Source organism: Bacillus sp. SRB_331 (assembly GCF_003264175.1).
In the GTDB taxonomy this organism is placed as follows: Bacteria; Bacillota; Bacilli; order Bacillales; family Bacillaceae_G; genus Bacillus_A; species Bacillus_A mycoides.
This window is the reverse complement of sequence record NZ_NADV01000011.1, coordinates 89,832-101,742: the sequence shown is the minus strand read 5'-3', so window position 1 is coordinate 101,742 and position 11,911 is coordinate 89,832. Positions and strand designations below refer to the sequence as shown.

The following is an 11,911-nucleotide window of genomic DNA, read 5'->3' as shown; positions in this document are numbered from 1 at the left end:
ATGCCCGCCATTTGGGTAGGTAGTTATTTCTCTTCTCCTCAACATTTCCTTAGGAGCGAAATGACTACCGACCCACTTTTTTAAACAAAAATAAAAAGGAGATGAAAGCTATGTTCTATTGCATTAACTGTTCTGAAATTCACCATGAAAAACACCCGAATGATAAAGTTTTCAAAAACGGTTTTTATATTGATCCATTTTTAGGTGATCGTTATCACCTCGGTATGTGCACTGATGCTCAGGAGCACGAAGCAGGAAAAGTTCTTTTAACGGAAAAGAAAATCGGCGCAACACAATCTATTATGAGTATTTTACCGACACATGTTGTCCCAACGTAAAGCATAAAAAAGAGCTGGCTCCCCAGCTCTTTTTTATGCTTTATAAACAATCATCGCTGAAAAACAATAAATTTGATTTTCATCATCGTTAATTGAAACACCAACTTGATACTTTATATCTACAAAATTTCCATCATCAATTTTTTTCAAAAATACATTTACAGCGTCTTCTAAGTCTTTTTCATGACTTTCATCAAACACTTTCACACGAATCATGTTAACACCATCCTAGATCGCAGCCCTCCGCCGCTTGTTTATTGCCACGGTGCGTATCTATGATGCGATAAAACTTTCCATCTTCATATATATATCCGTCTTCTAACACATATTGTTTATCTTCAGTATAGACATAAAACTTACCTATCATAAACTTACTCGTATATAATTCCAAATAATCTTGCCTAAATTTAGCTACAACTTTATTTGTAATATCAATTCTAATTGTGCGCCCCACCTTCTCTCCCTCCCTTGCAAAGAACGGATTTAGGTATATTGTATTAGCGATTTTATATTTTATGCTTAAAAATAAGTGGATATGCCCTCTTTCTGCGCCTGTACTATTTTTCTAAAAAAATTCCCCCTATTTATTCAACTTATAAGAGCAAAAAAACGACTTTTATATATTGACTACATCATATCAGATGTGATAATATATAAAATTTGACATTTTTATCCTCGTATGTTATCATTAAAAGTGGTTACCACATATGGAGGTGGATGATTTGTTTCAAATTGGTGATAAAATCGTTTATCCAATGCACGGTGCAGGAATCATCGAAGCAATTGAAGAGAAAGAAATATTAGGCACTACGCGTCAATATTGTGTTATACGTATCATTAGTAAAGATATGCAAGTAATGCTTCCAATGAATCAATTACAAAAATCCGGTATACGTTACATCGTCGATAAAGGTACGTTAGATGGTATACTTCTTGAATTTCATCATGGGGAATCAGACCCCTCACTCTCTTGGAAACAAAGATATACAATGAATATGGAAAAAATGAAGAACGGCAAACTTCAAGCTAGTGCAGAAGTTGTTCGTGATTTACTTCGTCGCAATAAAGAAAGAGCATTAAATGCGAGCGAAAAACAAATGCTAGATAATGCGCGTAAAATGGTTATTAGTGAAGTTGCGCTCGTACAGAATGTTTCAGAACATCAAGCAACAGAATTTCTTCAAGATACAATCAATCATTAATTTTAAAAATAGCCGACCGCTATTTTTTTTGCTTAAAAAAGGCCAAAGAGTTAAATCTCTTTGGCCTTTCATATTACCCACGCCCCGCTTGAAACGATGGGTATAAAGTCATTCCACCATCTGCAAATAACGTAATTCCGGTTACGTAACTTGCTTCTGCTGAAGCGAGCCACGTTGCTACTGCTGCGATTTCTTCAGGTTTTCCAATGTAACCCATCGGAATCATACTTTCTACGTCGTCACGTTTTTTCGGGTCAGCAAATTTTTCAGCATTAATTGGCGTATTAATTGCACCAGGCCCAATATTATTTACCCGAATACCTTTTGGTGCATATTCTAACGCTAACGTTTCTGTCATAAGCTTAATCCCCCCCTTACTAGCCGCATAATGCACAAATAATGGCCACGGGATTTTCTCATGAACACTAGACATATTAATAACCGAACCTTTAATATCGTGTTCCACAAAATATTTAATCGCTTCACGACTTCCTAAAAAAGCACCTGTTAAATTTGTATGAATTACTTTATTCCAATCCTCTAACGGCATTTCATGCGACGGTACCGCGTTTTCTATCCCTGCATTATTAATCATAACGTCGAGCGTACCAAACTCTTTCACAGCAGATTGAATGAGATTCACAACATCTGCCTCGACCGTCACATCACCTTTTACAGCAACCGCTTCTCCACCTACCTTTTTTATTTCTTCTAATACATCGTTCGCTTCTGACTCTCTGGAGCGATAGTTAATAACAACTTTCGCCTTCTCTTTAGCAAATCTTACTCCCATGGCTCTTCCAAGACCAGTTGCTGATCCTGTAATAACGACGACTTTCCCTTCTAAATCACTATACATTTTAATACCTCCTTAACTTTTCGCAATCCCCAGCATAATTCCAGCTGCAATGATAAAAACGATACCAATAACAATCCCAATTAATTGACGCTTCGTTTTCCTTTCACCTAATATAAAAATCCCGCCAAGCGTCGAAATAATAATTCCCATTTGTGAAAGGGAAAAACTTGTTGCGACCCCAACTCTTGGCTGCGAAATGAATAAAAACATATTTCCAGCTGCCCAAATCAATCCTGGAAGAATATTTCGAATCGCATATTTATTGAATGGATGATGTTTAAATGTGAGTAAAATCCCGCCTAATACCATACCGACCGCTTGTGGTAATAAAGCCGACCAACCGTTCACGTTAAATAACCGGATAACTACTACGTAAACTAAATAACCGACTGTTGAAATTAATAAAATAATAATTCCTTTTTTAAAATTTCCTGCTTGCTCTGCATTCTTCTCTTCTTTACTTTGAAGCGATGTTAAAATAACCCCGATAATAATACAAACGAGCGCCAAAACTCCAAGAACGACCGATATCGTCGTTGACCATTCATGAAACACGATAACCCCAAATAATGTTGTCGCGACTAATTGAAGCCCTGTTGAAATCGGCATCGTTCTAGAAACACCCATTAAATCAATACTTTTTAATTGATTCGCTTGACCAAGTGCCCAAAATAAGCCAGATACAATTCCAACTCCAATAACGGTCGGAGTTAATACCGGCTTCATAAAAATATAAACGACAATTGAGAAGATAAGTGCACCGAACGTTGTACCGAGCGTTTGACTATACGGTCCCCCGCCCAGTTTCACGTTAAATAGCACAATACTCCCCCAAAATATAGCTGGTAAAATCGCTAAAAGTATATCCATCGCTCATTACCTTTCTCTACAAAATGTCATAGGTTATCGCTCTAAATCATTAGAGTGAGCTTTTATTTTTTCGTTTTTTCGTGCACAAATCTTTTCTACAATAGCACCAGAAACATTCTTTTCTCGCTCCACTTTCTTTATCTTTATGTGATCTAAATTGTCTTCCAAAGTAAGTGTAACTTTATCATTCGGCGGATTATGTGCCCCTTGAAATGTAAGAAATTGTATCGTAACTTCAAACCTAGGAACAAACTCATCTTTCTTGCCTAGACGCTTTATATTTGTAACTGAGTCACATTCATATTGATCTTCTGTCACTTGCCTTATAACCGAGTAATATCGATTCAGTAACGCACTTTCTAAAAGCTGTTCCGTCGATTCTTTTGCCAAAGAATTGCTTGGAGAAAAGAAAAAAACAGAACATATCATTGCAATCATTACACATATCTTTTTCATAACTTCCTCCTTTTCCTATAAGATAGTGTTCTCCAAAATGCCGTAAAAAAACGACTTTCCCTATTTAGGAAAGTCGTTTTTTATAGCATAAATCCAATATTAACCACCACTCACTGGTGGTATTAGTGCAACTACATCACCAGTGTGTATCGTGTCATCTTCATTTGCGTACTCTTCATTAATCGCAACCATAATTGGCGCTGACACTGGTACATTATATTCTTTCGCAACAATATCTTTTAACTCTGCAACCGTAATATTTTCTTTCTCTATTTGTAATTCACTTGTTCCTGCTTCTTCTTGCAAGTTCGCAAATAACAATACTCGAATCATATTTATAACTCCTTCCCAGGCTCTCCTGCTGGATATGGTGTTTTTTCTAATTGGTCACCAATCCATGAGTCACCATCTTCCCAAAACTCCTTTTTCCAAATCGGAACAATTTGCTTAATACGCTCCATAATATATTCATTTGCTTCATAAGCCTCTTTGCGATGAGGCGTTGATACAGCAACAACAACCGCTATATCAGAAATTTGCAGCGTGCCGATGCGATGCGTAATCGCAACATGTGTACCGGGCCACTTCTCCTTCACTTCTGACCCAATTTTCTGTAGCATCTTTTCTGCCATCGTCTTATAAGCTACATACTCTAAGTATAGTGTACGACGCCCTTTCGTAAACTCCCTAACTGTCCCGATAAATGTTGTAACAGCACCACATTCACGGCGAACTACTTTCTTTGTCACCTCTTCAATCGAGATTTCTGTATCAATTACTTCATAATACGTATTTATCATTTTGCACCCCTAGCCGTTTGTAAAAACCAGTCTATATACAATTTTTCTTCTGTTATATGAAATACTTTATATTCTTCTCGTACATTTGACGAAGCATCATACCACGTAATAACTGCCGCTATATTTTCTACTTTATGTAAAAGTTCAGCGTCTTCCGCAGAACGAAGTAACACTACTTTCGGATAGTTCTCAGCTTTATAGCCCTCTATTAAAATCGTATCTACTTCAAAAAATTCGTACAAGCAGATAATTTCTTGCAAGGACCATTCATCTCGCAAAGAGGACAAAGATAGTAATCCAGCACCTTCTACACTACTTACTACAGCACCAGCTTTTCTGTGTCTTTCACTATCTTTTTGCGCTACTTCAGGAAAGCCCCCGTGACCATGATGTTTAATTGTAGCAACCTTCATTTCTCTTTCAGTTAATGCATGCACCATCTTCTCTACAAGTGTTGTTTTCCCGCTATTTTGATACCCTACTATTTGTAAGATTGAAGAGGCTTTGCCCACGGCCAATCACTTCCCTCAGAGCATTCTAACAATAATACAGACACTTTCATTCCTGCTTCAAATCCTCTCGTTCCTCCAGGCAGCACGATAAAAGCATTTGCATCCGCAAGTGAAGAGACCGCACTCGATTTATCTAAACCGACTGGCATCGCTTGTAGTGCCCCATTAACAATACTCGCTTTCGCTCTTACAAAACGAGTAAACGGATTTGGTTTCGGAAAATCTTTTTGTAAAATAGCATCAGTTCTATATACGTGAGGCTCCTTCGCATGCAAATACGTTTTCATAATTGGATGTACAAATAATTCGAAACCTACATAACAAGCTGACGGATTACCTGATAAACCGAAAAGTAACTTTCCATCAACTTCAGCTACTGTCGTTACACTTCCAGGTCTCATCGCTATTTTATTAAAAAGCACATTTGCCTGTAACTTTTCATAAATGGCCGGTAAGTAGTCGTAATCTCCTACTGAAACACCGCCCGTTGTAATTAAAATATCAACCTCACCCATCGCTGATTTAACGGCTGTAAAACATGCATCTAACTCATCAGCAAGTTGTCCATAGTAACGCACTTTTCCGCCAGCTTTCATAATTTGAGCGGCAATCATGTAAGAGTTACTATTTCTAATTTTTCCTGGTTCTAACGCCTCATGCACTTCTAGTAATTCGCTGCCCGTCGTTACAATACCGACAACAGGCTGTTTTACAACTTTCACAGTGCTATATCCAAACGTCGCTAATAATGCGGCAACACCTGGATTGATTACAAAACCTTTCTTAACGAGGACTTGATTTTGTTTTATATCTTCTCCTTTAAATGACACATTGTCACCGTTTTGGAAAGGACGTTTTAACTTCATATATGTACTTTCGTTCCTCTCGAATCCTTCCGTCAGTTCTAGCATTACGACTGCATTGCAATCTTCTGGAATAGCTGCTCCTGTCATAATACGAACCGCCTGAAAAGCCCCTACTTCTTCTGCAAAAACAGATCCTGCTCCGATCTCTCCTATTACTTCAAATTCAATCGGATGCTCTTGACCCGCTTCCTTCGTATCTTCTGCTCGAATTGCGAAACCATCGTAAGGAGAACGATCAAAGTGAGGAACATCGTGATCTGAGACAACATCCTCCCCAAGAATCCTCCCATAACTTTCTGTAATAGAAACTTCTTCTACTTCACCATGCTTAGCATATTTCATAACCCGCGCCACTGCCTCAGCAACTTGAATCGGGATTCGTTTTTCTACCATTGTTTCTCACCTCATATTTGCAAAATATCTAATCTCGATTACACTTTATATATTAAATCGCAATTACTTCAAGGAGGAATTCCATGTCTTCATTCACACATTTCAACGACCAAGGACGCGCTAAAATGGTTGATATAAGTGACAAAAAAATAACCGTTCGAACAGCAATAGCATGCTCTAGCATTCTCGTTACAAAAGAAATTTTTGATAAAATCTCTCACAATGAAATTGGTAAAGGTGACGTATTAGCTGTCGCACAAATCGCAGGTATTATGGCTGCAAAACGTACTTCTGATATTATCCCAATGTGCCATCCTTTATTATTAAAAGGTGTTGATGTCTCTTTTGATTGGAAACAGTCAGAAGAACAATATCGGCTACTTATTGAAGTAAAAGTTAAAACAGAAGGTAGTACCGGCGTTGAGATGGAAGCTTTAACAGCTGCTTCCGCTACCGCTCTTACTGTATATGACATGTGTAAAGCCGTTGATAAGGGTATGATTATTGGCGAAACGTACTTACTTGAAAAAACGGGCGGAAAAAATGGAGATTATATTAGAAATTCTTAATCCTACCTTTTCCATTTGAACCTAAAGGATTCCCCTTTAGGTTCAACCTATATATCTTGCATATAGTCGTTTCGCAACATTCATATCATTCGTACCATGAATAAACGCCCTTCCATCTGTAAATAAAACAAAACGATATTCTTCCACTGGAAATGATAATAAATACGGCGTTGCTTTTACATCCACACTTTTTTGTAAGCGCTTTTTAATTTCTTCTAAATTAAACCCCTGACGCACACCTGGACGGATTTGAACTGTATTTCGCCCACATAATACTTCTGTTTTCGTTTGTGCTTCAAATGTTAAACTCGGATATGTACGTAACTTTCCACAAGATAAACATGTATCCTTTTTCTGTCTATTCACTTTAAATGCCATCTGCTGATTATTCCAAAGATCAAATGATAGCATCGTTTCACGAAGTGCCTCAAAATCTTCTACTAATATTTTTAAAGCTTCCGTTATTTGATGCGCAACTACTAATTGCACTGCTGGCTGTATAATACCAGCCGTATCACATGTCGCTCCGCTCGCTGGATGCTCCATTAAACATCGAAAACAAGGCGTTTTTCCTGGCAAGATTGTATAAGTTACTCCATAGCTTCCAACGCATCCCCCGTATATCCACGGAACGTTATACATCTGCGATATATCATTAATAAGAAGGCGCGTTTCAAAATTATCTGTCGCATCTAATATTAAATCTACACCTTTAATTAACTCTTCCATTTCTTGCACCGTTACATCAGTCACAACCGGTACAATTTCTACTTCGGAATTAATTGCCTTTAAATGTTCTGCTGCCGCTATTGCTTTCGGTTTATAATGCTTTGCATCTTCTTCTGTATATAATTGTTGCCTTTGTAAATTACTCCATTCTACATAATCACGATCCGCAATTGTTATTTTTCCAACACCTGCTCTAACAATTGCTTCTGCATTCGCTGCTCCGAGCGCACCAGCACCGATGACGAGCACGTGCTTCCCTCTTATTTTCCGTTGCCCTTCTTCCCCAACACCAGAAAATAACATTTGTCTTGAATATCGCTCTTGCATACGACATCCCCCTTTCTTATCCTCCTATATAAGACATTTCAATTTTCGGACGATTTTTCGCACTTTCTTCTGTCCGTTCATCTGAATATCGATCTTTTCTATTCTCCCATACATATTGTATAGCTTTTAATAACTCATTATCCGAAAGGTTTTCCCTGAGAAGTTTCCTTAAATCCATTCCTTCTGTCGCAAACAAGCAAGTATAAAACTTTCCATCTGCTGAAATTCTTGCTCTCGTACAAGAAGAACAAAATGACTCAGAAACGGAGGTAATAAAACCAACCTCTACATTCGTTCCAACGTATCGATACCGCTTCGCAACCTCACCAAAATAATGAGCTTCAGCTGGCTCAATTGGATGCACCCCATGAATCATATCAATTAATTCTCGTTTCGTAATAACTTGATCAAAATTCCATCCATTCGTACTGCCAACATCCATAAACTCAATAAATCTAAGCGTGATTCCTTGTTCTTTAAAATACGTAGCAACCGGAAGTACTTGATGATCATTCATTCCTTTTTTCACAACCATATTTACTTTCACTTCAAGGCCTGCTTCTTTCGCTGCCATAATTCCTTTTAACACTGGCTTCGTATTCATATTCCGGCCATTAATTGCGCGGAACACATTATCATCTATCGCATCCAAACTAACATTTACTCGGTGTAACCCAGCTTCTTTTAACGCCTTCGCTTGCTTCGTTAAATGAATCGCATTTGTCGTTAATCCTATATCTACTAAACCGTCAATTTTCACGAGACGTTCGATAAGTTTTGTTAAGTCCTTACGGAGCAAGGGTTCGCCACCAGTAAGTCTAATTTTCCGTACACCGATGCTAACAAATACTTTTGCTAATCGCTCTATTTCATCAAATGTCAGTAAAAACTCATCTTTCAAAAAAGCATAATCAGGACCAAACACTTCCGCTGGCATACAATACGTACACCGTAAATTACAACGATCAATGACAGAGATGCGTAAATCTTGAAGTGGGCGTCCGAAAAAATCTTTAACCTTCTCCTGCATCGCCACTCTCCCTTTCTGCCAAATTTCTCTCTTTTCATTCTATTATAATATATTTTCGAACTGCGATGTTTTTGCTAAGGTGAATAAAGTGAAACTTTACTAACCAATTAGACTATCTACAAGTAACGAGATAAAAAAACCTTGAAACATAAAAGTTCCAAGGTTTTTTTGCTTATTAACTTAATCTAATAATAGTTAGAGTAGCTCCTGGCGTTGTTGTAGATAATGTAGCTATTGCAACTAATCCAAATAACTGCAGACTAATAGCAGCTCCAGCAGGCAAGTTAGCAATTATTGGTGCACTAAATGAACCAGTAGCCACTGCCGGGGAGTTTATCGTTCCCGCAAGCGGACTGCCATTTACAGTTATACGAGAACTTACAAGTAATCCTGCCGTTAAATTAATTGTATAGGCTATATAATAATTCCCTGCATTCGCAACTGTAAATACAGTATTTCCACCACTAACAGTTATTCCTGGTCCAATATTTTGATTGTTCGGTAATGGGATATTCGTACCGCCTAATAAAACGGAAATAGCGGTTCCTGATGTATTATTCGCAAATGCATACGTTGCAGTTGTACTAACTCCCGTCACCCCGGTCGCTCCAGTGGCTCCTGTTGCTCCAGCTCCTGTTGCTCCCGTTGGACCTTGGATTCCTTGTGAACCTGTCGCTCCTGTTGCCCCCGTTGGACCTTGAATTCCTTGTGAACCTGTCGCTCCTGTTGCTCCCGTTGGACCTTGAATTCCTTGTGGGCCTTGCGCTCCTGTTGGACCCGTGTCCCCGGTTGGGCCTTGTGGACCTTGTAAACCTTGCACACCTTGCGGACCAGTTGGACCTATTTCTCCTTGCACACCTTGTATTCCGGTTGGGCCTTGTGGACCAGTCGGACCTTGCACTCCTTGTATCCCTTGAATTCCCTGTGGGCCTTGTGCTCCGGTTGCACCTGTTGCCCCTTGTATCCCTTGTGGGCCTTGACCTCCTTGGATTCCTTGAGGACCGGTTGGACCTTGGATTCCTTGCGGGCCTTGAATTCCTTGCGGCCCTTGATCTCCCGTTGCTCCAGTTATACCTTGGATCCCTTGTGGACCTTGAACACCTTGCGGACCGGTTGGGCCTATGTCTCCTTGCACTCCTTGAATTCCTTGTGGTCCTTGTAAACCCGTAACTCCGGTTGCTCCCGTTTCTCCTGTTGCTCCTGTCACTCCAGTTGAGCCCGTCGCCCCAGTATCTCCTGTTATTCCTGTCGAACCGGTTGCTCCAGTCGGGCCAGGTGGTCCACCGGATGGACCTGTCACTCCCGTCGGACCTGATGGACCTGTTGGGCCAGTCGGTCCGGCTGGTCCTCCTGATGGACCCGTTACACCTGTTGGACCAGTTACTCCAGTTGCTCCTGTAGTCCCTTCCCCTGTCGGCCCTTGGATTCCTTGAATTCCCTGTGGACCCATTGGACCTGTTGGACCTATATCCCCTTGAGTACCTTGCACTCCTTGCGGGCCCTCTGGACCTGTTGCTCCTATATTCCCTTGAACACCTTGAACTCCAGTTGCTCCTTGTGCTCCGGTTGCTCCTGTTATACCTTGAACCCCTTGTATTCCCTGAATGCCTTGTGGACCTTCTGGACCTGTTACTCCTATTGGTCCTTGAATTCCTTGGATTCCTTGTGGGCCCTCTGGACCTGTTGCTCCAGCTGGTCCTGGCACTCCTTGTATTCCTTGCGGACCCTGAAGTCCTTCTGGGCCTTCTGGGCCTGTTGGTCCTATATCACCCATTGGCCCTTGAATTCCTTGGACTCCTTGTGAGCCTGTGTCCCCGGTTGGACCAGGTACCCCTTGTATTACTTGTGGGCCTTGATCTCCTGTTGCTCCTGTTATACCTTGAGGTCCTATGGCCCCTTGTATACCTTGCGGACCTTGATCTCCAGTTGCCCCCGTTATCCCTTGAATTCCCTGAACCCCTTGGATTCCTTGTTCACCAGTTACTCCTGTCGGACCTGGAATACCTTGAATACCTTGCGGACCTTCTGGACCCGTTGGTCCAATTCGCCCTTGAACCCCTTGTATTCCTTGCAGGCCCTGTGCTCCTGTTTCTCCTGTACTTCCAGTCGGACCTGTATTTCCAGTCACTCCCGCACTTCCAGTTACTCCAGTATTTCCAGTCGCTCCCGTCGCACCTGTACTTCCACTCGGTCCACCTCCTGGCCCTGTCGCACCAGTTGCTCCAGTCGGACCTGGAGGTCCTCCAGATGGGCCAGTTATCCCTGTTGGACCTGTTATTCCAGTCGGACCACTAATCCCCTGACCAGTCGCTCCTGTTGCTCCCGTATTTCCACTCGGTCCTTGTGGGCCTTGTATCCCTTGAGCTCCTTGTATTCCTTGTGAACCTGTTGCACCCGGTACCCCTTGCACTCCTTGAATTCCTTGAGGTCCCTCTGGCCCGGTAGCTCCAATCGGCCCCTGTAATCCCTGTATCCCCTGTATACCTTGTGCCCCAGTCGCTCCGGTTGGACCAATTGGACCTTGTAGCCCTTGCACTCCTTGAGGTCCTGTCGCTCCTGTTTCTCCCTGTGGTCCCCTTAATCCTTGTGGTCCCTGCTGTCCTTCTGGTCCTGTTGCACCTATTTGTCCAGCTGGTCCTTGAATCCCTTGCACTCCTTGCGGTCCTGTCGGTCCCATCTCTCCCACCGGACCTTGAAACCCTCTCGGTCCTTGAGGGCCAGTCGGACCTTGTGGACCTGTTGGACCTGTAATCCCTATACCCGTAAATCCAGTTGGAACAGGAGGGAAAGTAGGCCCAATAAGTTCTGGTGGAATTCTCAAATTAGAGTTTAACGAATGTTGTTTCCCTTTATTATCACGATTTTTCACACTTTCACCACCTACAAACCATCTTTTTCACACTAGATAAACCTCTGCTTCTTAATCTATTTACAAAAATAATCTCCAAGACTATTTTTTA

The 11,911-nt window shown here is 41.1% G+C and carries 15 protein-coding genes; 3 read left to right on the top strand and 12 right to left on the bottom strand.

All coding sequences use genetic code 11. The features are described 5' to 3' along the window. The first annotated feature begins 110 nt into the window (after nucleotides 1-110). Nucleotides 111-338 (top strand): DUF3973 domain-containing protein, encoded by a 228-nt coding sequence (locus tag B5P42_RS09115; protein WP_088032246.1) that lies wholly within the window; start codon nucleotides 111-113, stop codon nucleotides 336-338. A 33-nt stretch (nucleotides 339-371) separates the two neighbouring features. Here B5P42_RS09115 and B5P42_RS09110 read toward each other — a convergent pair whose 3' ends face one another. Next, entirely contained in the window at nucleotides 372-554 is a 183-nt protein-coding gene (locus B5P42_RS09110; RefSeq protein WP_000621746.1) for a sporulation protein Cse60, read from the bottom strand. A gap of 1 nt (nucleotide 555) precedes the next feature. Then, nucleotides 556-792: a DUF2553 family protein gene (locus B5P42_RS09105; protein ID WP_002089059.1), complete on the bottom strand. Its 237-nt coding sequence runs from the start codon at nucleotides 790-792 to the stop codon at nucleotides 556-558. Between the two features lie 253 nt (nucleotides 793-1,045). On the opposite strand from B5P42_RS09105, the gene B5P42_RS09100 reads away from it, so the two are divergent. Beyond that, nucleotides 1,046-1,540, top strand: a complete 495-nt coding sequence (locus tag B5P42_RS09100) for a CarD family transcriptional regulator (protein ID WP_088032244.1) — start codon at nucleotides 1,046-1,048, stop codon at nucleotides 1,538-1,540. Between the two features lie 73 nt (nucleotides 1,541-1,613). On the opposite strand, the gene B5P42_RS09095 is transcribed toward B5P42_RS09100, so the two are convergent. From B5P42_RS09095 to B5P42_RS09065, 7 genes are all read right to left on the bottom strand, one after another. Then, nucleotides 1,614-2,399 (bottom strand): glucose 1-dehydrogenase, encoded by a 786-nt coding sequence (locus tag B5P42_RS09095; protein WP_113734080.1) that lies wholly within the window; start codon nucleotides 2,397-2,399, stop codon nucleotides 1,614-1,616. Between the two features lie 12 nt (nucleotides 2,400-2,411). Continuing rightward, nucleotides 2,412-3,269 carry a glucose uptake protein GlcU gene (gene glcU / locus B5P42_RS09090; protein WP_002015656.1) on the bottom strand — a complete coding sequence of 286 codons (858 nt, stop codon included), beginning with the start codon at nucleotides 3,267-3,269 and terminating at the stop codon, nucleotides 2,412-2,414. A gap of 33 nt (nucleotides 3,270-3,302) precedes the next feature. Further along, complete coding sequence (locus B5P42_RS09085) at nucleotides 3,303-3,725, bottom strand: DUF3888 domain-containing protein (protein WP_002089063.1); 423 nt, start codon at nucleotides 3,723-3,725, stop codon at nucleotides 3,303-3,305. A 99-nt stretch (nucleotides 3,726-3,824) separates the two neighbouring features. Continuing rightward, nucleotides 3,825-4,058: a molybdopterin converting factor subunit 1 gene (moaD, locus tag B5P42_RS09080; protein ID WP_002089064.1), complete on the bottom strand. Its 234-nt coding sequence runs from the start codon at nucleotides 4,056-4,058 to the stop codon at nucleotides 3,825-3,827. Between the two features lie 2 nt (nucleotides 4,059-4,060). Beyond that, a complete protein-coding gene (gene moaE, locus B5P42_RS09075) occupies nucleotides 4,061-4,525 on the bottom strand; it encodes a molybdopterin synthase catalytic subunit MoaE (protein ID WP_002129479.1) in 465 nt (154 codons plus the stop codon). Then, nucleotides 4,522-5,043: a molybdopterin-guanine dinucleotide biosynthesis protein B gene (mobB, locus tag B5P42_RS09070; RefSeq protein ID WP_113734079.1), complete on the bottom strand. Its 522-nt coding sequence runs from the start codon at nucleotides 5,041-5,043 to the stop codon at nucleotides 4,522-4,524. The genes moaE and mobB overlap by 4 nt, the downstream gene beginning before the upstream one ends. After that, entirely contained in the window at nucleotides 5,007-6,296 is a 1,290-nt protein-coding gene (locus tag B5P42_RS09065) for a molybdopterin molybdotransferase MoeA (protein WP_113734078.1), read from the bottom strand. The genes mobB and B5P42_RS09065 overlap by 37 nt, the downstream gene beginning before the upstream one ends. A gap of 83 nt (nucleotides 6,297-6,379) precedes the next feature. Here B5P42_RS09065 and moaC point away from each other — a divergent pair, with 83 nt between their 5' ends. Then, a complete protein-coding gene (moaC, locus tag B5P42_RS09060; RefSeq protein WP_002112363.1) occupies nucleotides 6,380-6,865 on the top strand; it encodes a cyclic pyranopterin monophosphate synthase MoaC in 486 nt (161 codons plus the stop codon). A 42-nt stretch (nucleotides 6,866-6,907) separates the two neighbouring features. Here moaC and B5P42_RS09055 read toward each other — a convergent pair whose 3' ends face one another. From B5P42_RS09055 to B5P42_RS09045, 3 genes are all read right to left on the bottom strand, one after another. Next, on the bottom strand, nucleotides 6,908-7,921 hold the full coding sequence (locus B5P42_RS09055; RefSeq protein WP_002067678.1) for a molybdopterin-synthase adenylyltransferase MoeB: 1,014 nt from the start codon (nucleotides 7,919-7,921) through the stop codon (nucleotides 6,908-6,910). Nucleotides 7,922-7,937: 16 nt separating this feature from the next. Further along, nucleotides 7,938-8,951: a GTP 3',8-cyclase MoaA gene (moaA, locus tag B5P42_RS09050; protein WP_060750864.1), complete on the bottom strand. Its 1,014-nt coding sequence runs from the start codon at nucleotides 8,949-8,951 to the stop codon at nucleotides 7,938-7,940. A 175-nt stretch (nucleotides 8,952-9,126) separates the two neighbouring features. Continuing rightward, nucleotides 9,127-11,820 carry a BclA-related collagen-like exosporium protein gene (locus tag B5P42_RS09045; RefSeq protein ID WP_113734077.1) on the bottom strand — a complete coding sequence of 898 codons (2,694 nt, stop codon included), beginning with the start codon at nucleotides 11,818-11,820 and terminating at the stop codon, nucleotides 9,127-9,129. Nucleotides 11,821-11,911: the final 91 nt, after the last annotated feature.